This is a genomic window from Parabacteroides sp. An277 (assembly GCF_002159645.1).
GTDB lineage: Bacteria > Bacteroidota > Bacteroidia > Bacteroidales > Tannerellaceae > Parabacteroides.
Genome location: NZ_NFJB01000050.1, coordinates 1 through 21,655, shown reverse-complemented (window position 1 = coordinate 21,655; position 21,655 = coordinate 1). Strand labels below are relative to the sequence as shown.

Sequence of the window (21,655 nt, the reverse complement as noted above, 5' to 3'; positions counted from 1 at the left end):
GTCGCGCAGCGTGCAGGAGCTCGGCGAAGGGGTACGCCGACGTCATGCAGCGTGCAGGGGCTCGGCGAGGGGGTACGCCGACGTCGCGCAGCGTGCAGGAGCTCGGCGAGGGGGTACGCCGATATATAAATAATCATTTCATTCAAAAAAAGGTAAAAATAGATAGAAAAATGGGAAATCCAAAAGCATTTCTGACCATACACCGCAAAGAGGCGGGATATCGTCCCGTCCACGAGCGGATAGACGATTTTAGCGAAGTAGAACAAACGCTGAACGCAAGCGACCGCCGCGAGCAGGCTTCGCGTTGCATGGATTGCGGCGTGCCTTTCTGCCATTGGGCATGTCCCTTGGGAAACCGGCAACCGGAATGGCAAGACCGCTTGTACAAGGGAGATTGGCAAGGCGCCTACGAAATCTTGGCCGATACCTGCGACTTTCCGGAATTCACTGGGCGCGTCTGTCCGGCCTTGTGTGAAAAGGCGTGCGTCCTCAATTTGAGTTGCGGGGAGCCGGTAACGATCCGCGAAAACGAGGCGGCGATTATCGAAGGCGCTTTCCGGGAAGGATATATCCAACCCCAATCCATTGAACGGAACGGAAAGCGGGTGGCGATTGTCGGGAGCGGTCCGGCGGGACTTACAGCGGCCAATCGGCTGAACCATCTGGGGTATACCGTGACCGTTTACGAGAAGGATGAAAAACCAGGCGGGTTGTTGCGGTTCGGTATTCCCAATTTCAAATTAGGAAAGAATATTATCGACCGGCGCATTCGGCTGATGGAAGCGGAGGGCGTTCGTTTCCAAACGAATACCGTTATAGGAAAAGCCTATCCGATAAGCGTTTTATTAAACGAATATGATGCGGTTTGCCTCGCGATGGGAGCCGAAACTCCGCGCGACCTGCCTATTGAGGGGCGCGAGTTGAAGGGCATCCATTTTGCCCTCGAACTGCTTGGGCAACAGAACCGGCAATTGGAAGGCATTGCGATAGACGAAGCGAAGCGCATTCATTGCGCCGGGAAACGGGTACTCGTCATCGGAGGCGGGGACACGGGGAGTGATTGCGTCGGTACGGCCAACCGGCAACAGGCGGCCAGTGTGACACAAATCGAAATCCTCCCGCAGCCTCCCGTCGGATACAATCCCGAAACGCCCTGGCCGCAGTTCCCCAAGATATTAAAAACAACCAGCAGCCACGAGGAGGGATGCGTGCGCCGATGGAGCCTTGCCTCCAACCGGTTCCTGGGCGAAGAGGGCAAGCTGACGGGCGTCGAGGTAGAAGAGGTTATCTGGAATCCCGATATGCAACGAACCGGACGCACCGAAATCATTCCCGCCGACCTGGTCTTCCTCGCCATGGGATTCCTCCGGCCTTCGAAAGCCGCTGTCTTTGAGTCCTTGGAGCTTGCCCTCTCCGATGAGCCGGGAGAAGCGGGCGAAAAAGATATACCGAAGTTATTCGCTTGCGGGGATGTTGTCAGCGGGGCGAGCTTAGTTGTCAAAGCCATGGCATCCGGCCAAAAAACAGCTGTCGAGATAGACCGATATTTACAAACCATCAAATCATAAAGAAAGGAAATAAAGCTATGTGTGGTATTACAGCTATATTCAATATCCGCGAGGGAGAAGCTTCCCTTCGCACCCAAGCCTTGGAAATGAGTAAACGAATCCGCCATCGCGGTCCGGATTGGAGCGGTATTTACCAAGGAGGTTCTGCTATTTTAGCCCATGAACGGCTTTCGATTGTCGACCCCGCTTCAGGTGGTCAGCCGTTGAAGAGTAAAGACGGCAAACTGATATTGGCCGTCAATGGCGAAATCTACAACCATCAAGCTATCCGAGCGCAATTACAAGGCGAGTATGAGTTTCAAACTGGTTCCGATTGCGAGGTCATCCTGGCCCTGTATCGAAAAAAAGGGATTCATTTCCTGGAAGACCTGAACGGCATCTTTGCCTTTGCCCTTTATGATGCCGACAAAGACGTGTACTTGATAGCCCGGGATCCGATTGGCGTCATACCTTTATATTATGGATATGATAATGCAGGGCATCTGCTGGTTTCGTCCGAACTGAAAGGACTGGAAGGTTATGCCTCCATGTATCATGTGTTCCAGCCCGGATATTATTTTTATAGTAAAGACAAAGAACCGACACGATGGTACCAGCGAGACTGGATGGAATATGAGTCGGTAAAAGAAAACCCCGCCTCGACGAAGGAACTACACGATGCGCTCATGGCTGCCGTGAAGCGGCAATTAATGTGTGATGTCCCCTATGGCGTCTTGCTCTCTGGCGGTTTGGATTCTTCGCTCGTATCCGCTATTGCTAAGCAATACGCCTCGAAACGGGTCGAGAGCGGCGGAACGTCGGAAGCCTGGTGGCCGCAACTTCATTCGTTCGCTATTGGATTAAAAGACGCCCCGGACTTAGCGGCCGCGAGGAAAGTGGCCGATGCTATCGGTACGGTACACCACGAAGTACATTATACAATCCAAGAGGGATTAGATGCCATTCGTGACGTGATTTATTATATTGAAACCTATGATGTCACCACCGTCCGGGCATCCACTCCGATGTACTTGCTGGCGCGCGTTATCAAGAGTATGGGTATAAAAATGGTATTAAGCGGCGAAGGTGCCGATGAGGTATTTGGCGGTTATCTTTATTTCCACAAAGCCCCCGATGCCAAAGCTTTCCACGAAGAAACGGTCCGCAAGCTCTCCAAACTTTATCTGTATGATTGCCTTCGGGCCAATAAGAGTCTTGCCGCATGGGGCGTAGAAGGACGCGTACCTTTTCTCGACAAGGAGTTTCTCGACGTGGCGATGCGTCTCAATCCGGCTGCAAAGATGTGTCCCGGAAAAACCATTGAGAAGAAAATTCTCCGCGAAGCCTTCGACGGCCTCCTCCCGCCTGAAATCCTTTGGCGGCAGAAAGAACAATTTTCCGATGGGGTAGGATATGGTTGGATTGACACGTTGAAACGCATCACTTCCGAGGCGGTATCCGATCAGGAAATGGCACATGCTGCCGAACGCTTCCCGATTAACACGCCCATGAACAAAGAGGAATATTTCTATCGCTCCATCTTCGAGTCCCATTTCCCCAGCGAAAGTGCCGCTCGGACAGTCCCGTCTGTTCCCAGCGTAGCTTGTTCAACGGCCGAAGCCTTGGCGTGGGATGCCGCATTCCGCAATATGAACGACCCCAGTGGCCGGGCCGTGAAAGACGTGCACGAAGCTGCCTACTAACAATCAAAAGAGCAAGGTGAGGTGCAGAGATACCTATCCTTTGGCACCTCTGCCTTCACCTTTCGTTTTCATAACTATAATCGCCGGGAAAGATAACGAGAATCCCCGGCGATTATAGTTATAATTGCAAACTTCCACATCCTATACCGGGATCGCGGCTACGCGTCTCATTGGCGAACTCAATGGCAATACGCTCTTCCAGAAGTGTCCGGCTCTGGGAGCGCTTACGCTTGTAATAGGCTTGCTTTGTTTTCCCAAGCAGAGAGCAAAGGCCGGAAATGGTATAATCCGGACACTTTGCCGCAAGAGATTCTACTGCTTGGGACCAAAGTTTTTTAGTAACTCAATGCCGTATTGCTCGCTGGCCAGAGAGACCACCTCCTCATATAGGGCGGCCTTGGCCTTGGTCACACGGAGCTCCTCACGCAAACGGGCAAGTTCGGCCTGGGGAGTCTCTTCTGCGAAGACCGGGGCGCGTTTCCTTTTGCCGCCTGGTCTGTTGGCGCTTCGCCGTCCGTCCTATCCATGCTTCATATCTAACCAGAGATATTTTCGTATTCCACGTGGAATATTTTTGTATTCCATATGGAATATTTTCGTATCCCACATGAGATACGGAGCATGGATAGGACGGGCGGCGAAGCGTCGATAGGGTGGATGCTCTTACGTCGCAAGCGTTATAATTGGCAGAAGAAGGAGACGAGGAAGGGGACGCTGAAATCCACCAAGATACCATGAAGGATGGAAATGAACACGAGGTCGTTGCCGGCATAACGGGTAATGACGGGGAGCGTGGTATCCATCGTCGTGGCACCTCCGGCACAGATAGGCGCCAAGCGTCCGAAGCAACGGACAAACAAGGGCGCGCCGAGCAGGGTGAACATCTCGCGGAAGATATTGGCCATCAGGGCGACCGTCCCCAGTTCGGAAGCCATTTGCACACCCAACGTCGGTTCTTTCAATTGACTGATGAGGATGGACGAGAGCGAGTAATACGCAAATCCGCTCCCTACCGCCAGGCATTCCGCGAGGCTCCATCGCTCGATAACGAAGCTGATAAGGGCCGAAAACAGCAATGTCCCTGTGATGGTAGCCAAAGGCACGAGGAGCAGCCGCGGGCGTATGCTCCGGAGGATTTGTCCCAGTTTCGCGTCGCTCCCGATACCTATCCCCACTTGAAGCATCAAGGCATAGAGGACATACATAGACACATCTCCTTGCACGAGCCACGCGGGGAGGAGATCCAGCCAACCCAAAAGTGCCCCCAACAAGAAACACCCCACGATAATGAGACTCCCTTTCATTCCTCCGCTCCCTTTTTTCGTTGGAAAAACAACCGGTAAACTAACCAAGCAAAACAAAGGCTTCCCAATGTGCCTGCAGCTGCGAGCAAGAACGCTTGGAGGCCCAACGTGCCCAGATTATCCATAATTTGCGGATTATGCCCTACCGAGATACCCAAAAGGAACAGAAGCAAATAAATCGTATAGGTAATCGGACGATTGATTTTCGCCCAAAAAGGAAAACGTCTTGTGATATATCCAATGAAAACGCCTGTAAATAGGATGCTTATGACGGTAAACATAAAATTATATCGAAAAAATCCGCGCAAAGGTACAAAATAATCAATAAAAATGTGTAAGTTTGTCACCTAACTAAAAACTAAATCGATAGTACAGTGAAGAAGCATCAGTTATTATTATCAGCTGCACTGGTTTGCATGGCATCCAGTTGCGTGCAACAACCGGCTACGGAAACAGCCGTAGATCAAACCCAATACGTAGACCCGTTTATTGGAAGCGGTTTTCATGGACATACGTTTCCCGGAGCCACCCGTCCTTATGCGATGGTGCAGGTAAGTCCGGATACGCACATCTTGGGTTGGGACGCAAGTAGCGGTTATCATGCCGACGACCGCCAGATTTATGGATTCAGCCATACGCACCTGTCAGGTACTGGCATTGGCGACATGGGTGATATTGCTCTGTTGCCCTATAGCGGGGAAGATTCTATCAAACCCGTTGCCACCTTCCAGAAGGAGACTGAACAGGCGACACCGGGTTATTATGCCGTACGTTTGGATAACTTTGGAGTCCAGGTGGAACTGACCTCGACTGAGCGCGTCGGGTTCCACAAATACACCTACGACAACCCGAAGGAACGCCGTGTATTGTTTGACTTGGGACATGTATTACAACCCGATTGGGGACATCGGGTGACGGGAAACGAATATTGGTTCGTGAACGACTCGACCGTAGAAGGTACATTCCAGACACGAGGATGGGCACATTACCATAACATCTCCTATCATATCGTATTCTCCGAGAAAATCGAGAAAGTCTACCAATATATAGACGGGCAGCAGCGTGCTGATTCGCTTTTCTTGAAATTGAATACGGACAAGGATTTGAAATTCCATTATAAATTCAAAGAATCACAGGCACCTTTGTTTGTGAAAGTCGCTATATCTCCCGTCAGTCCCGAAGGTGCGGCGAAGAATATGGCCAAAGAACTTCCAGGTTGGGACTTCGACGCAACGCGCCAGGCATCTGCTGCCATTTGGAATCAGGAATTGAACAAAATCCGGATTGAAACGACCGACCCGACTATCCGCAAGAATTTCTACACCGCCCTTTACCATGCCTCGTTGGCTCCCTATGTCTATCAAGATGTAGATGGGCAATACGTAGGATTAGATAAACAAGTACACATGGCTGCTCCTGGATATAAGAACTATACGGCATTCTCATTATGGGATACCTTCCGTGCCTTGCATCCGCTCTTGACTATTATCCGTCCCGAGCGAGCTACGGAAATGGGACTTTCTCTCGTACAAGCCTATCGGGAAGGAACTATCCTGCCTAAATGGCCGATTGTAAGCAGCTATACGGGTTGTATGCCGGCCTATCATTCGGTATCAGTTTTGGCCGATTTGGTTTGCAAGGATTTGACAGGCGGAGATGATTTAAAGGTATGGGCGGAAGCCGGAGCACGCTCGTCCGTTTATCGTGAAGACTTGGCTGAGAAATTCAAAGGAACGCGTGAGTTGGATTTGATTACGAAGCATCTCTTGTATAAAGACCAGTATGGATTTGTGCCGGCTGATTTAATTCCGGAATCCGTATCATGGGGTGTTGAAATGGCATACGACGATTGGTGTGTGGCTCAGATAGCTCTCAAGGCTGGTAACCAAGCTCTGGCGGATGAATACCTGAAAAAGGCAGATTATTATAAACGGTATTTGGATCCCGAGACGAAATTCATGCGTCCGGTTATGAGCGATGGTTCGTTCCGTACCCCCTTTAATCCGCGTTATTCTTCGCACATGAAGAGTGATTATACGGAAGGAAATGCTTTTCAATGGAGCTTTTTCGTACCGCACGACATGGACAATTATATCCAGGAAATCGGAGGTAAGAAAGAATTGGAAACTCGTTTGGATACGCTCTTTACGACCTCCTCGCGTGTAGATGGTGCTGAAGCCTCGGGCGATATTACGGGTCTGATAGGACAATATGCTCATGGAAACGAACCGAGCCACCACATGGCTTATCTTTATAACTGGACGGATTCGCCCTGGAAAGGACAAGAGCGTCTGGACTTCATCATGCGCAATTTCTATACGAATGCGCCGGATGGTATTATCGGAAATGAAGATTGTGGGCAGATGTCTGCATGGTATGTCATGAGTGCTATGGGCTTTTATCAGGTTTGTCCAGGTATTCCACTTTATACAATCGGACGTCCGATAGTCGATAAAGCCTCTATCCAAGTAGCAGGAGGGCAATTCGATATCATCGTAAAGAACAATTCACCGGAGAACAAGTATGTGAAATCCGCCAAATTGAATGGTCAAGAACTCCCAACCCCGTTCTTCAGCCATGCTGATTTGGCTAAAGGCGGCACGCTTGAAATCGAGATGACAAATGTGCATCCTTAAAAAGACGGATTGATTATTGTGTAATATAGGAGGATTGCCTGCGAGTGTATGTGGGCAATCCTCTTCAGACTAAACGAAAAGATATGATCGTAGAAAGTATGTCACTCAAAGAAGTGTACGAGCAATTGATGAAAGATTTGCCGCTTCTCTGGGAATGGGCTTATTGGAAGGTAGGATACGAACTGCGTTCGAAATTTGCCCATAGCAACGTATATCCTTGTTATGCCTTCCGGACATGGCGTTCCCCCATGACAAATATTACGTGGCGTATTTTGTTTTATTGCACAGAGAAAAAGAAGGCTCATGCGCCAGTTTGTCGTTTTTATGTAAAATATGATTCGGCGAATGGAAAAGGAGCTTACTATTGTGAGTATATGAGTAAAAGGTATCTCTTGATGAAATACATTTCACACTTCTTCGCGCGTTACCGCCAGCGTTATATCGAACCGAATCATATAGATCTTTCCTCATTTAAATACGATATCATCGATTATTATTTCTTGCATAACCAAGACTTGTTCCTCTGTACATACTTGTTAAATGAATATTTTTATGGATCTGATGAGCAAGGAACTATTTTCGGAATCCATGAAGATGAACTTTATTACGTGGTGAAGACCTATATCAACCCGGAAACCCTTTCTCAAAAAAAGAAGGCGAAATTAGACCTGCTTTTGCGGGATGGACTGAAATATTTTCCAACAGTTACAACCGAGAATGTAGCAAACATTGCAAAAAATCGAAATCAGTGGCAAGTTAAATGGAAATTAGGGGAAGAGAAAGGAAAATGATAGCGGAAAGTAAAGACAAATAGAACGATAAACAGAAAGCCTATGCTTATAGAAAGTATGACACGAGAAGAGACCTTTCGTGAAATTATGCGGGACTTACCTTTGTTGAAGCATTGGCAAAGAGCCAAATGGAAAGATGAGTTGCGTTCAAAATTCGCTCATTGTCCAGTGTTCCCGGCTCATGCATATCGGACGTGGACTTCGCCGAATAAGAACAAATGGGAAACTTATTTTTATTGTGTAAGCAAGAAACAAGTCTTTCGGCCGGAAGTCCAGCGTCTGCAGGTTTTGTCTTGGGTTCGGTTCAATGCGGATAATGGAAGAGGTGCATATTCGTTCTCTGGTTTTCGTACCCATAGTGAGCGGATGGCTGTCGTAAAATATATTCCGCACTTCTTCCTGCGTTTCCATCAGCGGTTTATCGAGCCTAACCATATTGATCTTACGCCTTTTGACGGAGACCTTATCCGGTATTTCTTTTTCCATAATATAGATATTAATATAGGTGCCGAGCCGAATGGTCATGTGGTCTATGGAACAATCCCGCAGGGGTTTATTTTCGGAAGGGAAGAGCAGAATACATTCTTTACCCTGAAGACTTACATCAATTATAATATCCTGAACCATAAGAAGCAAGAAAAGTTGGCACGGATTCTAAAACTTCTCAATATCTGGAATTCTTTGCCCTTCGAGGTTCAGCATTCGAAACCGGGAAGTTTTAAGGTAGCCACTCAGTTGAAAGGATAAAGCGGGTGATAACTGAAGGAAAAGAGAAGCTAGCCGTCGAGGCGAATGACTTGGCCATCGGCTATGTGCTGAAAGGCGGCCGGCGCAAAGTGGTACATCAGGGATTGCATTTGTCCTTGCGTGTGGGCGAAGTGACCTGTTTGTTGGGGCTGAATGGCGCCGGAAAGTCGACGTTACTCCGTACCTTGTGTGGTTTCCAACCCGCTTTGGCGGGTGAAATCCGCGTCTTGGGCAAACCTTTGGAGCTTTATTCGCGGGCGGAGTTTTCCACGACGGTCGGGGTCGTGCTGACCGAGAAAACCAACGCAGGCGGGATTTCCGTGCGCGAATTGGTGGCCTTGGGCCGTCATCCTTATACCGATTTCTTAGGTCGTTTGCGCGAGGAAGACAAGCGTATCGTCCAGCAATCCATGGTATGGGTAGGCATTGCGCATAAGGCGGATAGCTATGTTTCGGAACTGAGCGACGGCGAGCGGCAAAAGGCCATGATTGCCCGCACGTTGGCTCAACAATGCCCTGTGATCCTGTTAGATGAACCGACAGCCTTTCTCGACGTGACCAGTCGGCTTGAGACGATGGCGCTCCTTCATCGCTTGGCCACGGAACAACATAAGGCTATCCTGCTTTCTACGCACGATTTGGAACTGGCTATTCAAATGGGCGATTGCCTGTGGTTGCTTGCGCAAGGGCGGGAGATGGTTTCGGGTATGCCGGAGGAATTAATTCTTTCGGGCGCATTTTCCTCTTTCTTCGAACGGGGTGAAGTGCGGTTTGATGTGCGGACGGGGCAGTTGAGCATGGCTTCTCCTCAATCGCCGGTGGGTGTGCGGGGCGATGCGCTCACAGTCTATTGGCTCCGGAATGCATTGCTTCGGAACGGCTTCATGCCTTCACCCTTCTCTGCGGAGTATCCTTCCGTTGATTGCCTTTCGCCGCACGCTTACCAACTCTATCTCCCTGATAGTGTGAAGGAAATCACCTCCCTTTCAGAGCTTTTCCAACTTCTTCGTTGAGGAAAATAAGAAAGGTCAGGACCTCGTGGATTACGAAGTCCTGACCTGAGTGCTTTTAAGGTGCAGACCTGAGAACCGGCGTGCTCTTGACCTCAGAGGCTGTCGGGTCCGTATCTTACTCTTTCTTTCCCATAAGTTTCTGATGCATAGCGGCTGCCGCCCGTCTTCCGTCGCCCATCGCCAGGATGACCGTGGCGCCTCCGCGGACGATATCGCCTCCGGCAAACAACATCGGGACGGACGATTCCATCTCTTCGTTGACGGCAATCGTACCTTTGCGTCCTAATTCCAAACCAGGTACCGAATGCGGTACAATAGGGTTAGGCGAAACGCCTACGCTCACAATCGCCAGGTCGATGTCCAGCGTCTCAATGGCACCGGGAATCGGCACCGGGCTCCGTCGGCCGGAAGCATCCGGTTCACCCAGTTCCATCTTCTGGAGCACGACCTGCTTCACGCGGCCTTGCTCGTCGGCGATGTACTCTATCGGGTTATGGAGTGTCAGGAACTCAACGCCCTCCTCCTTTGCATGTTTCACCTCTTCGATGCGGGCTGGCATTTCAGCTTCCGAGCGGCGATAGATAATCATGGCCTTCTCGGCACCCAGGCGTTTGGCGGTACGGACGGAATCCATCGCCGTATTGCCCCCGCCAATGACTGCCACCCGCTTTCCGAATGCGACCGGCGTATCGGAATCGGGGTTAGCTGCATCCATCAGGTTCACGCGCGTCAGGTATTCGTTCGACGAGAGGATGTTGATGCTGTTCTCGCCCGGAATATTCATGAAGTTCGGCAATCCGGCGCCCGACGCCACGAAAACACCCTGGAAGCCGTCAGCCTTCAAATCCGCCACGCTGAGGGTTTTGCCCACGATACAATCCTTCACGAAATGTACGCCCATCTTTGCGAGGTTCTCAATCTCTACATCTACTATCTTATTCGGCAAGCGGAACTCCGGAATGCCATATTTCAATACGCCGCCAATCTCGTGCAAAGCTTCGAAAACTGTGACGTCGTATCCGTTCTTGGCCATATCGCCCGCAAAAGAGAGCCCGGCAGGACCCGAACCTACGACCGCTACCTTGATGCCATTCTTTTCAGCCATTACCGGGATGGAGATATGCCCGCTCTCCCGTTCGTAATCGGCCGCAAAGCGTTCCAGATAACCAATCGCCACGGCTTCGTGCCCCATCTTCAAGTGGATGCACTTCGATTCGCATTGCTTTTCTTGCGGACAGACGCGGCCACATACGGCAGGCAATGCGCTGGTCTCCTTCAAGACGCGGGCCGCCTCCAGAAACTCGCCCCGTTCGATATTCTTAATGAAGGAAGGAATGTTGATACCCACCGGACAACCCGTCATACAGGTTGGATTCGCGCAATCAAGACACCGGTGTGCTTCCGTGACGGCTTGCTCTGGTGTCAATCCCTGGTTTACTTCCTCCAAGCGGGTATGCGAACGATATTCGGGATCCAGTTCGCGCATTTTGACGCGGGGGATAGCCGTACGTTCTTTCGGCTTCATCGCTTTACGAAGTGCTTCGCGCCACGGGGCGTTGCGGTCTTCCAATGCGGTAATCGAATGGGCCTCGGCGGCTTCCGGATCCAGTTTATGAATCTCTTCGCGTTCCACCTCTCTGAAAGCGCCCATACGCTTAAGCATTTCGTCGAAATCCACCTGATGGCCATCAAACTCCGGTCCGTCTACACATACGAATTTCGTTTTCCCGCCTACGGTGATGCGACATGCACCGCACATACCTGTGCCGTCTACCATAATCGTATTGAGTGATACCTCCGTCGGGATATCATACTTTTTCGTCAGCAAGCAGACGAATTTCATCATGATTGCCGGACCGATGGCAAAGCACTTGTCTACCTTTTCCCGCTTGATGACCGCCTCGACGCCCTCTGTCACCAATCCTTTTTGCCCATACGAACCATCATCCGTCATGATAATCACCTCATCTGAGCTGGCACGCATCTCTTTCTCAAGGATAATCAACTCTTTCGTACGTCCTGCCAATACCGTAATTACCCGGTTCCCGGCAGCTTTTAGCGCTTGTACAATCGGAAGCATCGGTGCTACGCCTACGCCGCCTCCGGCACATACTACCGTCCCAAACTTCTCAATATGCGTAGCTTGCCCCAGCGGACCCACCACGTCGGTAATTTCGTCGCCCACTTCCAGTTGGCATAACTTCGTAGACGAAAGCCCTACTTCTTGCACCACAAGGGTAATGGTTCCCTTCTTCGGGTCGGCTTCTGCAATGGTGAGCGGCATACGTTCTCCTTTTTCCCCTACGCGGACAATCACAAAATGCCCCGCCTTGCGCGAACGAGCAATCAACGGAGCCTCTACTTCCAGCTTTACCACTTTTGCTGAGAAGAATTCTTTACTTACAATCTTATTCATCCTGTTTTATTTCCTTTCTTACTCAAACAATCCCTCGTCGCGTACCAACATCAAGATAGCGGCATGAGGTACAATAAAATACTTGTCGTCATTCAAATTAATCTCGTAGGCCGAATTCTGGAGGAATACCGCCATGTCTCCCGTTTGTGCTTGAAGCGGAAGATAGCGTACGTCCTCTTCTTTCTTTTCCCACACTTCGCGTTCGTCGTTTTGCGCCGGGAGCGGATAGCCGGGACCTGTTTTAATTACGTAACCTACTTGTATCTTATCCTTTTCCTGGACGGTCGGCGGCAGATAAAGCCCCGTCTTTGTCCGTGTTTGCGGATTCTTAGGCTTGATGAGCACTTTATCGCCAATCATCAGGACCTTATTCATGTCTTTCTGCTCAAAAGGTAGCTGCATAATCTCAGTATTTGTTATGATAATCATGCAAAAGTACGCATTAATGGGCATAAATAAAGCATGAAACATGAAAAATTGCTTCCATGTCCCATGCTTTCTGTTTTTAGTAAGCGGAAAAAATACTTTACAAAGCTCTTCCTTTAAAGACGGACGAATTGTCGCTCAGGTAGAGTGTACCCGTAAACGTCACCCGCGCGCTATGGAAATTCGGAATCACCGTAGCTGTGCAACGGGCTGAGCCTGCCGGCATCCGGATGCTCACTTGAGCTGAGATACCAATACCTTGCACCATCATCGAGAAGTTGATGTTTCCTTTCTTGTCCGTCTTTATTTTGATGTTCGACGGTGTTCCTTCTACCGTGATGCCACCTACGCCATTCGGACCCGCAAATGGTCCGTTGAAAGATAATTGCACCGTCGCCTCGTTGTCGATGAGCGAGACAAAGTTCATGCTCGGCGTGACATAGGCGAACGTGCCCCGTTTGAATTCCACGCGTTCGGCTTCCAATACGAAATCATGCGCTTCGAGAGCCGCTTTCGCCTCTTCCCACATGGCTTTCTCTTCGGCTTCCTCGGCGGCCTTTTCCGCTTCTTTTGCCTTTTGGCGCGCTTCTTTAGCTGCAGCTCGTGCCTCTTTTGCGCTCTGTTTCGTACTTACGTCTTGTGCCAACGCTATTCCCGTTCCTATCAAAAAGAACGACATCAATAAAATCACTAACCTTTTCATATTCATTTCTCATTAAATCTATATCATCAATACAATTGAAAGATGTAGATTGTTCCGGAAGTGCTGTATCTTTTTCATATAATTATATTTTCTCCGTCCGCCCTCTTAAAGTTTGAAACCAAGCATGTAAACTTTCTTTGTTCGTCGATAAATCTTTGCGTATCGTCGATGTTTTTATATCTTTAGTCTGAAGATATGAAAATATCGTCGATATTTGTACAAACATCGACGATATTTATAGAAATATTCGGCATCGAAGAAATTTTTCATGCCTTGCTTGAAAAGTTTGGTAAGGGTACCTTTGAAAAATAAGATGCGGAAAGATGGTAGAACGAGGCGTTTTTTTTGCTACCTTTAACCCAATTTTAACCAACAAGCAAGCGATATGGGAATGGGATTAAAGAAGATATACGCGTTTTATGCGGAGGGTTTTCGGGATATGAAGCTGGGTAAAGTATTGTGGCTTATTATCTTGGTTAAGCTGTTTGTGATGTTTTTCATCTTGAAGTTGTTCTTCTTTCCCGACTTTTTAGGTGGACTTGCGGAGGAAGAGAAAGAGGCGTATGTCTCTACTGAGTTGGTCGAACGAGCAAATTCTAATTTCTAATTTAAGATAGGGTATTAAGTATGGATACGGCGTTGATTGATTGGTCGCGGGCGCAATTTGCGTTGACGGCTATGTATCATTGGCTTTTCGTCCCTTTGACGTTGGGACTGGGTATTATCCAAGCCATTATGGAGACTTTGTATGTAAAGACTGGAGAGGCGCATTGGAAGAACACGGCGCAATTCTGGATGAAATTGTTTGGTATTAACTTTGCGATTGGGGTCGCGACAGGTTTGATACTGGAGTTTGAGTTTGGTACAAACTGGTCGAACTATAGCTGGTTTGTAGGCGATATCTTTGGTGCTCCGTTGGCCATTGAGGGTATTGTGGCCTTTTTCATGGAGGCGACATTTATTGCGATTATGTATTTTGGCTGGGAAAAAGTAAGCAAGCGAGCGCACTTGGCGTCGACATGGCTCACCATCATAGGCGCTACGCTTTCCGCGCTTTGGATTCTCATTGCTAACTCCTGGATGCAATATCCGGCAGGTATGCACTTTAATCCTGACTCAGTACGCAACGAGATGATGGACTTCTGGGCCGTAGCTCTTTCGCCCGTGGCGATGAATAAGTTCTGCCATACGGTACTTTCGGGTTGGGTGACGGGCGCGACGTTCGTGATTGGCGTCAGTTGCTGGTATTTATTAAAGAAACGGCACACGGATTTTGCCTTGCGGAGTATTCGGGTCGGTGCGGTATTCGGTTTGGTGGCTTCCGTTCTTTTGCTTTGGACGGGCGACGGGTCGGCCTATCAAGTTGCTCAAAAGCAACCGATGAAGCTTGCCGCGATGGAAGGTTTGTATGAAGGTACGGAGGGTGCTGGATTAGTAGGCGTGGGGGTTTTAAATCCGAATCGGACGAGCTATGACGGTACCGAGGAGCCCTTCCTTTTTAAAATAGAAATCCCAAAGATGCTTTCCCTTTTGGCCGAGCGCGAATCCGATGCCTTTGTTCCGGGCATGAAAGACTTGGTCGAAGGAGGTTATACGCTGAAAGATGGATCAACGGCTCTCTCTGCCGAAGAGAAAATCGCCAAAGGACGCATTGCTATTCAAGCTTTAGCTGATTATCGGAAGGCGAAAGAGGCGAACGATGAGGCCTCTATGTTATTGCATCGCACTACGTTGGATGCCAACTTCCCTTACTTTGGGTATGGTTATTTGAAGTCGGCCGACGAATTGATTCCGCCGGTCGGTATGACTTTCTATGCTTTTCACCTCATGGTGATTTTGGGAGGCTATTTAATCTTGCTCTTTGTGGCGACCCTTTTGTTACTGCGTGGCCAGAAGTTGGTGGGGCAGAAGTGGATGCACTATGTGGCATTGTGGAGCATCCCGTTGGCTTATATCGCGGGGCAAGCCGGATGGATTGTGGCTGAAGTAGGTCGTCAGCCTTGGGCGATACAGGATATCCTGCCGACGGTGGCGAGCGTGTCGCGGTTGGAGGCTTCGGCTGTGCAGACCACTTTCTTCCTTTTCTTATGTTTATTCACGGTCTTGCTTATAGCCGAGATTCGCATCCTGCTCAAGGCTATCCAGCAGGGACCGGAAACAAACGATGAATCACTCACTATTAAATAACAATACGATGGAAAATTCAGATTATTTATTCTTGCAACAATATTGGTGGTTTTTAGTATCGCTATTGGGCGGATTACTGGTGTTCTTACTCTTCGTACAGGGCGGGCAATCGCTTCTCTTCCAAATCGGGAAAACCGAAATGCAGCAAAAGATGCTTCTCAATTCGACCGGGCGCAAATGGGAGTTCACCTTTACGACGCTCGTTACCTTCGGCGGCGCTTTCTTCGCCTCTTTCCCTTTGTTTTATTCTACCAGTTTCGGGGGCGCTTATTGGGTATGGATGCTGATACTGCTCTGCTTCGTCTTGCAAGCCGTCTCTTACGAATACCAAGCGAAGAAGGGAAATTTGCTGGGGAAACGCACGTATCAGGTATTCTTGATAATTAATGGTATCGCCGGTCCGTTGCTTTTAGGGACAGCCGTGGCGACATTTTTCACAGGAGCCGAGTTTGTAGTCAATAAAGAGCATTTGACCGATCTTTCGATGCCCATTATCTCTCAATGGGCGACGCCGTGGCACGGGTTGGAAGCCGTCACGAATATCTGGAACCTCATGCTTGGCGTGGCAGTCCTTTGCTTGGCGCGTGTGTTGGCTTTGCTCTATTTCATTAATAATATTAACGATGCGGAGATTGACGCCCGTTGTCGCCGGCATCTGAAGAAGGAGAGCAGCGCATTCCTCATCTTCTTCCTCTTGTTCCTTTTCTACCTGTTGCTGACGGAAGGCTTTGCCGTAGATCCTATCACGCAAGAGGTGTATATGGAGCCGCAAAAGTATTTGCACAACCTGCTTGAGATGCCTTGGGTATTGGGCATGTTCTTGGTGGGCGTCGTGGGAGTTTTGTTTGGCATAGGGAAGACACTCTTCCAGAAAGGATGTCGGCAGGGGATATGGTTCGCTGGTCCGGGTACGGTCTTGACGGTGACGTCCTTGCTCCTTTGCGCCGGACTCAACCATACGGCTTATTACCCTTCGCTGGCCGACCTGCAAAGCTCGCTTACGATACAGAACAGCAGCTCCAGCCTCTTCACGCTCGAGGTGATGAGCTACGTCTCCATCCTCATCCCCTTCGTCATCGCCTACATCTTCTTTGCTTGGCGGGCGATAGACATCCGGGGCATTAACCGTACCGAGATGGGAGACGAGCATACACATGCGTATTGAATTTTCCGTTCTTTTCTCTTGAAAGAAAAGAACCAAAAGTTCAAGGCTGCGGCTGCTGGGCTACTCGTTCCCTGCACTCCGCTGTTCACGTCGCAACTCACTTCGCTCAGACAGCGACGCTCCCGGCCGCTCCGTTCCGGTCACTCGCTTGACGTCCACCAGCCGTAGGCCAGTTCAATGGAGAATGGGCAATGGATAATTGACAATTACTTTTATTTGGATAGGATTCTTTAGCTATACATTAATTATAATAAGATTCATAGGATCCATTTTAATAAAAGGAACCAATGGTCAATTCTCCATTGTCGATTGTCCATTGATTCGGCCTAACGGAAGCGGCGTGAAGCAAATGGGGCGTGGAGCGTAAAGAAATCTCGGCTGTTTGAGCGCGAAGCGCGAGTTTCCGAGATTTTAGTGGAACGCTCCCATTTGTAGCCGCTGGAGTGTAAGCCTTGATTTTTTGGTTCTTTTTGATCAAGCAAAAAGAACGAAGAATATAATGGGGTAAAAATGTCAATTTGCAAAGTTTCCACATCGAAGAAACGTTTTTGCAGCATATAAATAATTCCGGCGGGAATCTCCGCTGACTTGCTGCAATCTGCGGGAGGTTTGCGGAAAATCTCTCCGACTTCCTGCAATCTGCGGGAGGCTTGCGGAAAATCTCTCCGACCTCCTGCAATCGTCGGGAGGTTTGTGGAAAATCTCTCCGACTTCCTGCAATCGTCGGGAGGTTTGCGGAAAATCTCTCCGGCTTCCTGCAGTCTGCGGGAGGGTTGCGGAGAATCCCTCCGGCTTCCTGCAATCGGCGGGAGGCTTGCGGAAATCTCCGCCGCTCCTAAAAACAGGTAGTTATAAATCCCGCAACCATTTCTTCCCCGATTTCGTCCGGAACCAAAGCAAGAAACCGATGCAGACAATGCAGATTAATGAATACAGTGCAATTAATAGTTCCATATCTTTATATTTATTATTTTATAACCCATAAATGCCAATAATGCGGTAGCCATTGCGCCAATGGATAATAGAATCCAGTTCGTTAACTCAAGCGGTCCGGTTACGATTGAGACCACAGTCCCCACGACCAACGTCGTAAAAACGATTTTTGCCAAGTCGTAGAAGAAACTACCTAATTTCTCACGGCTTAATTTGCGTGCTTCTCTGGCCTCTTTCAGCTGTTCTTGTTGTTCCCTAAATTTTTCCATACTGCAAAATTCTGATTTTTATGCAAAGGTAGACGTTTTTCTGTGTGAAACAAGTGATTGGGGGAAATTTTTTTCGGTTCTATTTCTTCCTATTAAAAACAAGAAACGGCGAAGCTCACGCTGGGCCGTTTCTACATTTAACCGTTTTAAACAAAAAGAAAAAGTTAGCTAAGGTTATAGCGAATGTTTAAATAACCATTTTAAGATGATAATAATAACTATCTAATAAGGACAGCGAGGCAAATGTAAGCATATTCCTTGATAAAAAGCAAGGAGGAGGATGTTTTTTTGTGATTTTTCACAGAGTAATGCCGAATTTCTTATATCTTTGCGTTCCTAATTAAAAAGTGTGATGGCAGATTTCACGGTACATATCTTAGGCTGCGGTTCGGCTTTGCCTACTACCCGCCATTTGGCCTCTTCGCAAGTGGTTGATTTGCGCGATAAATTGTATATGATTGATTGCGGCGAGGGGACGCAATTGCAGATGCGGCGGACGCGCATCAAATTCGCCCGGTTGAACCATGTGTTCATCTCGCACATGCATGGCGACCATTGCTTCGGATTGCCGGGATTGGTCTCGACGCTGGGCATGTTGGGGCGGAATGGTGAATTGTGGATTCATGGGCCGGCCGCGCTGGGCGAATATGTGGAGTCGTTTCTTCGTCTCTTTTGCCAGGGTTTGCCCTTTGCCGTGCATTTTAATCCGGTAGATGCGTCGAAGTACGGACTGGTGATGGAGGACCGGTCGGTTTCGGTTTATTCCATTCCCTTGAAACACCGGATACCTTGTTGCGGTTATTTGTTTGTGGAGAAGCAAAAGGAACCGCATATCATTCGGGAGATGGTGGATTTCTATCAGGTGCCGGTACGCGAATTGCAGCACATCAAGCAGGGAGCTGATTTTGTGACGCCGGACGGACGTGTGATTCCGAATAACCGCCTGACGCGCCCCGCCGCGCCGGCCCGTAAATATGCCTATTGTTCGGATACGGCTTATTCCCCGAAAATTGTCCCTTATCTGGAAGGCGTCGACTGGCTATATCATGAAGCGACGTTTATGGAATGTGATGCCATCCGTGCCCGCGAGACAGCCCATTCGACAGCCCGGCAAGCCGCGACGATTGCCCGAGAAGCCGGTGCGAAGAAATTGGTCGTGGGGCATTATTCCGCCCGTTATGAGGAATTGGCCCCTCTCAAGCAAGAAGCGGATGCCGTGTTTCCCGGCACGCTCCTCGCTTTCGAAGGAATGAAACTCTCACTCTAAGGCGCCTACGGTAATGTGTCCGTAGCCTCCGCCGTCGAATTCAATCACGCCGTCGCGGCCATGGTTCACTTCGTAATAGGCGGAATCATCGTTTACTTCGTAGTGTGTTTTATTGAATTTGGAAGAAATCTCGCAATCTCCGTACTCCATGTCTTCGGCTTTGAGCTTGAACGAGGCTTTGAGCGGGATGCCAAGGTAAAGATTCCCGTAATGGGATTCTACCTCAATGGAGGCGAACGTGGAGGCGACCTTCGTGATGTCGAGGTTGCCGTATCCCAATTCTGTGCATGTCAGTTGACGATCCAATTGCTCTACGGTCATGTTGCTGTATTTCATGTCGACCTGTAGGTTATTGACTTTGCGAATATGGATTTGCCCATATTTCTTATCGAGCATGAGCGTACCCACTTCACCGATTTCCAAGTTGGAATATTTGCTGTCGATGTGCAGGTTTTCGGCTTGAGCGATGGTCGTTTTTCCGCTATATCCTAATAGGAGGTTACCCGTAGTTAATTTCCCAAGCGACACATTGCTGTATTTAGCTTCCACTTCGAGCGGTTGCGTAAACGTGCCGCCTTCTATGTTGCCATATTTCACCTCGAGGAGGCATTTCCCTTTGTTGTTCTCTTTCGGCAAAAGGATGTTACCATATTTCTGGTGCAAATTCAAATCAATCCACGTCGGCATGCTGACATAGTAGTTTATCGAGAAACTGCCGTTGTTGCCATCCGATGCGTGAATCTCGGTCGCTCCCAGCACGACTGAGCCTGATTTCTTGAGTGTGATATCAATGCGTTCGAGCATCTTTTGGGCTTGCGCCTCGCTTCGCGCTTTGGCTTCGACCACTACGCGGATGGCTATCTCGTCTTTCTGCCAATGCGTGATGGTGATGTTGCCGTACTTGTTCTCAATGGCCAATTGATTGCCGGGCCGAGCCGCATACGATTGGTTGAACTCTTTTTTGCGTATGGCTTCCTGCGGTTCGCCCCACGCGAAATTCGTACAAATGAATAACATCAGGAGCAATAGGCTCCATGTGTTGTGGTGAGGAATGGTGTTCATAGGAATACTTATTTATTTAATAGTTGATTTTTCGAGTCGTTGCATTTGTGCATATAATATATGTAAGCTGTTGAGGCTATTGCCATATTGCTGTTGAATGGCCTGCACGGCTTCGTCGGAACAAGGGAGCGTAGGCAGGACTTGCGCATCGAACCGGTTGCAAGCGTGCGTAATCTTCCGGCTCTCTTCCAGGAGTGTGCGGTAGGCCGGATTGTCATTCCGGCTTTCGTATGCCTCCATTTGCATCAGGATGTCGTCCATTTCCATTTGGTAATAGGTACGCAGTTCGGCTACTTCCGTGTGCAGCTCACATACGGCGGTCGAATCTGTTCCCGACCACAGTGCCGGGAATTGCCAACAAAGCCACCCGATGAGCGCAGCGGCCACCGGAACGGCCCATCCGCGGAGCGCGAATCGCCTCGTCCTCTTTTCGGGGAAAGCTTCGTCCAGACGTTGCCGAAAGCGGGTCTCATGTCCTTCGGGGAGGGGTTCGTGTTCGAACGCTTCCCGGTTCTTTTCTATAAAGTCTTTCAATCTGTCCATGCTTCGTTTCGTATAAGTTCAACCAATTTCCGTTTCCCGCGTAGGTACTGGCTGCGTACGCTGGCGGGCTGAAGTTTCAAGATAGAGGCAATCTCGTCCATGTCGTATCCTTCGAACAGGTAGAGCGAGAGGATGACCCGATAGCCGTTGGCCAACTGTTGCATCGCGCGGCGGATGGCTTCGACGGTCAGCTGCACCTGCTCCTCGTCTGCCGTCTCCTCTTCCGCCTGCTCGGTATAACCGTCGGGCAAGGCTTCCCAGGTTTCCGGTTGCACGCGCAGATGGTCGATGGCCGTCCGCACCGCAATGCGTTGGAGCCAAGCCGCAAAGCATCGTTCGCTATCAAACTGTTCGATGCGTCCGAAAGCCTTCAGGAACGCGTCCTGCATGGCCTCTTCCGCGTCGGCCGGATTGCCGGTGATGCGTAGGCAGGCGACGTACAACCGCCGGGCATACCGTTCGTAGATAGCCTGTTGCGCCCGCCGTTCTTTTCGCCGGCATCCTTCAATCAGTGTTTGTATCGATTCGTTCATGTCCTCGTAAGAAACTTCTTTCGTTTATATATACGAAGGGTGGAAGGAAAAGGTTGCATGAGACGGGATATTTTTCTGTTCGTTTTACATCCGCCCTGCTGGCACTTCGCCGCCCGTCCTGTCCTGAGTTCATATCCCTATAGGCATAATAATTTATCCCAATAGAGATAATAGAATATCCCTATAGGCATAATTTCGTATGTTTAAAAGGATAAGAACTAAGGATAGGACGGATGGTAAAGCGCCAACAGGCTAGGCGCCAAAAAGAAACGCGCCCCGGTCTTCGCAGACGGGAGCGCGTTTTGAATAGAACTTTTTATTATACTAATTTATTTACAATCTGGCTGCGGCGACTCTCGCGAGGGGCACTCTTGCAGCTAACTATTTACTTTATTAAAAACTAAATTTAT

Annotated in this window: 19 protein-coding genes; 10 read left to right on the top strand and 9 right to left on the bottom strand. The window is 49.3% G+C overall.

Annotated features, from left to right (window positions below; all coding sequences use genetic code 11):
* The first annotated feature begins 170 nt into the window (after positions 1-170).
* Both B5F77_RS14300 and asnB read left to right on the top strand, forming a co-directional pair.
* Positions 171-1,568: a glutamate synthase subunit beta gene (locus tag B5F77_RS14300; protein ID WP_087331966.1), complete on the top strand. Its 1,398-nt coding sequence runs from the start codon at positions 171-173 to the stop codon at positions 1,566-1,568.
* A gap of 17 nt (positions 1,569-1,585) precedes the next feature.
* Positions 1,586-3,250: an asparagine synthase B gene (gene asnB, locus B5F77_RS14295; RefSeq protein ID WP_087331964.1), complete on the top strand. Its 1,665-nt coding sequence runs from the start codon at positions 1,586-1,588 to the stop codon at positions 3,248-3,250.
* Positions 3,251-3,927: 677 nt separating this feature from the next.
* Here asnB and B5F77_RS14290 read toward each other — a convergent pair.
* The gene (locus B5F77_RS14290) at positions 3,928-4,554 is read right to left on the bottom strand and encodes a lysine exporter LysO family protein (RefSeq protein WP_087331962.1); all 627 of its coding nucleotides are present in this window, start codon (positions 4,552-4,554) and stop codon (positions 3,928-3,930) included.
* Positions 4,551-4,835 (bottom strand): LysO family transporter, encoded by a 285-nt coding sequence (locus B5F77_RS14285; RefSeq protein WP_087331960.1) that lies wholly within the window; start codon positions 4,833-4,835, stop codon positions 4,551-4,553. Before B5F77_RS14285 ends, B5F77_RS14290 begins: the two co-directional genes overlap by 4 nt.
* Positions 4,836-4,928: 93 nt before the next feature.
* Between B5F77_RS14285 and B5F77_RS14280 the strand changes: the two genes are divergently transcribed.
* The 4 genes from B5F77_RS14280 (at position 4,929) to B5F77_RS14265 (ending at position 9,741) form a co-directional block, all read left to right on the top strand.
* The gene (locus tag B5F77_RS14280; protein ID WP_087331958.1) at positions 4,929-7,190 is read left to right on the top strand and encodes a GH92 family glycosyl hydrolase; all 2,262 of its coding nucleotides are present in this window, start codon (positions 4,929-4,931) and stop codon (positions 7,188-7,190) included.
* Positions 7,191-7,273: 83 nt separating this feature from the next.
* Positions 7,274-7,981 carry a hypothetical protein gene (locus B5F77_RS14275; RefSeq protein ID WP_087331956.1) on the top strand — a complete coding sequence of 236 codons (708 nt, stop codon included), beginning with the start codon at positions 7,274-7,276 and terminating at the stop codon, positions 7,979-7,981.
* Positions 7,982-8,023: 42 nt separating this feature from the next.
* Positions 8,024-8,728 carry a hypothetical protein gene (locus tag B5F77_RS14270; RefSeq protein ID WP_162608013.1) on the top strand — a complete coding sequence of 235 codons (705 nt, stop codon included), beginning with the start codon at positions 8,024-8,026 and terminating at the stop codon, positions 8,726-8,728.
* 5 nt (positions 8,729-8,733) lie between these two features.
* The gene (locus B5F77_RS14265) at positions 8,734-9,741 is read left to right on the top strand and encodes an ABC transporter ATP-binding protein (protein ID WP_239446378.1); all 1,008 of its coding nucleotides are present in this window, start codon (positions 8,734-8,736) and stop codon (positions 9,739-9,741) included.
* 115 nt (positions 9,742-9,856) lie between these two features.
* Here the strand turns inward: B5F77_RS14265 and B5F77_RS14260 are convergent, their stop codons facing one another.
* The 3 genes from B5F77_RS14260 to B5F77_RS14250 form a co-directional block, all read right to left on the bottom strand.
* Complete coding sequence (locus B5F77_RS14260) at positions 9,857-12,157, bottom strand: bifunctional dihydroorotate dehydrogenase B NAD binding subunit/NADPH-dependent glutamate synthase (RefSeq protein ID WP_087331952.1); 2,301 nt, start codon at positions 12,155-12,157, stop codon at positions 9,857-9,859.
* 18 nt (positions 12,158-12,175) lie between these two features.
* The gene (locus B5F77_RS14255) at positions 12,176-12,586 is read right to left on the bottom strand and encodes a co-chaperone GroES family protein (RefSeq protein ID WP_239446377.1); all 411 of its coding nucleotides are present in this window, start codon (positions 12,584-12,586) and stop codon (positions 12,176-12,178) included.
* Between the two features lie 97 nt (positions 12,587-12,683).
* On the bottom strand, positions 12,684-13,286 hold the full coding sequence (locus B5F77_RS14250; RefSeq protein WP_087331968.1) for a DUF4251 domain-containing protein: 603 nt from the start codon (positions 13,284-13,286) through the stop codon (positions 12,684-12,686).
* 385 nt (positions 13,287-13,671) lie between these two features.
* On the opposite strand from B5F77_RS14250, the gene B5F77_RS14245 reads away from it, so the two are divergent.
* From B5F77_RS14245 to B5F77_RS14235, 3 genes are read left to right on the top strand one after another with little or no spacing between them, the layout of a single operon-like run.
* Complete coding sequence (locus B5F77_RS14245; RefSeq protein WP_087331949.1) at positions 13,672-13,893, top strand: DUF4492 domain-containing protein; 222 nt, start codon at positions 13,672-13,674, stop codon at positions 13,891-13,893.
* Between the two features lie 20 nt (positions 13,894-13,913).
* A complete protein-coding gene (locus B5F77_RS14240; protein WP_087331947.1) occupies positions 13,914-15,473 on the top strand; it encodes a cytochrome ubiquinol oxidase subunit I in 1,560 nt (519 codons plus the stop codon).
* Positions 15,474-15,480: 7 nt separating this feature from the next.
* Complete coding sequence (locus B5F77_RS14235) at positions 15,481-16,638, top strand: cytochrome d ubiquinol oxidase subunit II (protein WP_087331945.1); 1,158 nt, start codon at positions 15,481-15,483, stop codon at positions 16,636-16,638.
* A gap of 941 nt (positions 16,639-17,579) precedes the next feature.
* Here the strand turns inward: B5F77_RS14235 and B5F77_RS14225 are convergent.
* A complete protein-coding gene (locus B5F77_RS14225) occupies positions 17,580-17,840 on the bottom strand; it encodes a hypothetical protein (protein ID WP_087331941.1) in 261 nt (86 codons plus the stop codon).
* Positions 17,841-18,192: 352 nt separating this feature from the next.
* Here B5F77_RS14225 and B5F77_RS14220 point away from each other — a divergent pair, with 352 nt between their 5' ends.
* Positions 18,193-19,107: a ribonuclease Z gene (locus B5F77_RS14220; RefSeq protein WP_087331938.1), complete on the top strand. Its 915-nt coding sequence runs from the start codon at positions 18,193-18,195 to the stop codon at positions 19,105-19,107.
* Here the strand turns inward: B5F77_RS14220 and B5F77_RS14215 are convergent.
* Genes B5F77_RS14215 through B5F77_RS14205 form a run of 3 tightly spaced genes read right to left on the bottom strand, consistent with a single transcriptional unit; the run spans position 19,099 to position 21,245 of the window.
* The gene (locus tag B5F77_RS14215) at positions 19,099-20,169 is read right to left on the bottom strand and encodes a DUF4097 family beta strand repeat-containing protein (protein ID WP_140392896.1); all 1,071 of its coding nucleotides are present in this window, start codon (positions 20,167-20,169) and stop codon (positions 19,099-19,101) included. The two genes, B5F77_RS14220 and B5F77_RS14215, sit on opposite strands and share 9 nt — an antisense overlap.
* Before the next feature lie 12 nt (positions 20,170-20,181).
* Positions 20,182-20,712: a hypothetical protein gene (locus tag B5F77_RS14210; RefSeq protein ID WP_087331934.1), complete on the bottom strand. Its 531-nt coding sequence runs from the start codon at positions 20,710-20,712 to the stop codon at positions 20,182-20,184.
* Positions 20,700-21,245 carry a sigma-70 family RNA polymerase sigma factor gene (locus B5F77_RS14205; protein WP_087331933.1) on the bottom strand — a complete coding sequence of 182 codons (546 nt, stop codon included), beginning with the start codon at positions 21,243-21,245 and terminating at the stop codon, positions 20,700-20,702. Before B5F77_RS14205 ends, B5F77_RS14210 begins: the two co-directional genes overlap by 13 nt.
* Positions 21,246-21,655: the final 410 nt, after the last annotated feature.

Bases quoted from the DNA above. Each gene is read 5' to 3' on its own strand.
- B5F77_RS14300 (WP_087331966.1), top strand. From the start codon at position 171: ATGGGAAATCCAAAAGCATTTCTGACCATACACCGCAAAGAGGCGGGA.
- asnB (WP_087331964.1), top strand. From the start codon at position 1,586: ATGTGTGGTATTACAGCTATATTCAATATCCGCGAGGGAGAAGCTTCC.
- B5F77_RS14290 (WP_087331962.1), bottom strand. From the start codon at position 4,554: ATGAAAGGGAGTCTCATTATCGTGGGGTGTTTCTTGTTGGGGGCACTT.
- B5F77_RS14285 (WP_087331960.1), bottom strand. From the start codon at position 4,835: ATGTTTACCGTCATAAGCATCCTATTTACAGGCGTTTTCATTGGATAT.
- B5F77_RS14275 (WP_087331956.1), top strand. From the start codon at position 7,274: ATGATCGTAGAAAGTATGTCACTCAAAGAAGTGTACGAGCAATTGATG.
- B5F77_RS14270 (WP_162608013.1), top strand. From the start codon at position 8,024: ATGCTTATAGAAAGTATGACACGAGAAGAGACCTTTCGTGAAATTATG.
- B5F77_RS14260 (WP_087331952.1), bottom strand. From the start codon at position 12,157: ATGAATAAGATTGTAAGTAAAGAATTCTTCTCAGCAAAAGTGGTAAAG.
- B5F77_RS14255 (WP_239446377.1), bottom strand. From the start codon at position 12,586: ATGATTATCATAACAAATACTGAGATTATGCAGCTACCTTTTGAGCAG.
- B5F77_RS14250 (WP_087331968.1), bottom strand. From the start codon at position 13,286: ATGAAAAGGTTAGTGATTTTATTGATGTCGTTCTTTTTGATAGGAACG.
- B5F77_RS14245 (WP_087331949.1), top strand. From the start codon at position 13,672: ATGGGAATGGGATTAAAGAAGATATACGCGTTTTATGCGGAGGGTTTT.
- B5F77_RS14240 (WP_087331947.1), top strand. From the start codon at position 13,914: ATGGATACGGCGTTGATTGATTGGTCGCGGGCGCAATTTGCGTTGACG.
- B5F77_RS14235 (WP_087331945.1), top strand. From the start codon at position 15,481: ATGGAAAATTCAGATTATTTATTCTTGCAACAATATTGGTGGTTTTTA.
- B5F77_RS14225 (WP_087331941.1), bottom strand. From the start codon at position 17,840: ATGGAAAAATTTAGGGAACAACAAGAACAGCTGAAAGAGGCCAGAGAA.
- B5F77_RS14220 (WP_087331938.1), top strand. From the start codon at position 18,193: ATGGCAGATTTCACGGTACATATCTTAGGCTGCGGTTCGGCTTTGCCT.
- B5F77_RS14215 (WP_140392896.1), bottom strand. From the start codon at position 20,169: ATGAACACCATTCCTCACCACAACACATGGAGCCTATTGCTCCTGATG.
- B5F77_RS14210 (WP_087331934.1), bottom strand. From the start codon at position 20,712: ATGGACAGATTGAAAGACTTTATAGAAAAGAACCGGGAAGCGTTCGAA.
- B5F77_RS14205 (WP_087331933.1), bottom strand. From the start codon at position 21,245: ATGAACGAATCGATACAAACACTGATTGAAGGATGCCGGCGAAAAGAA.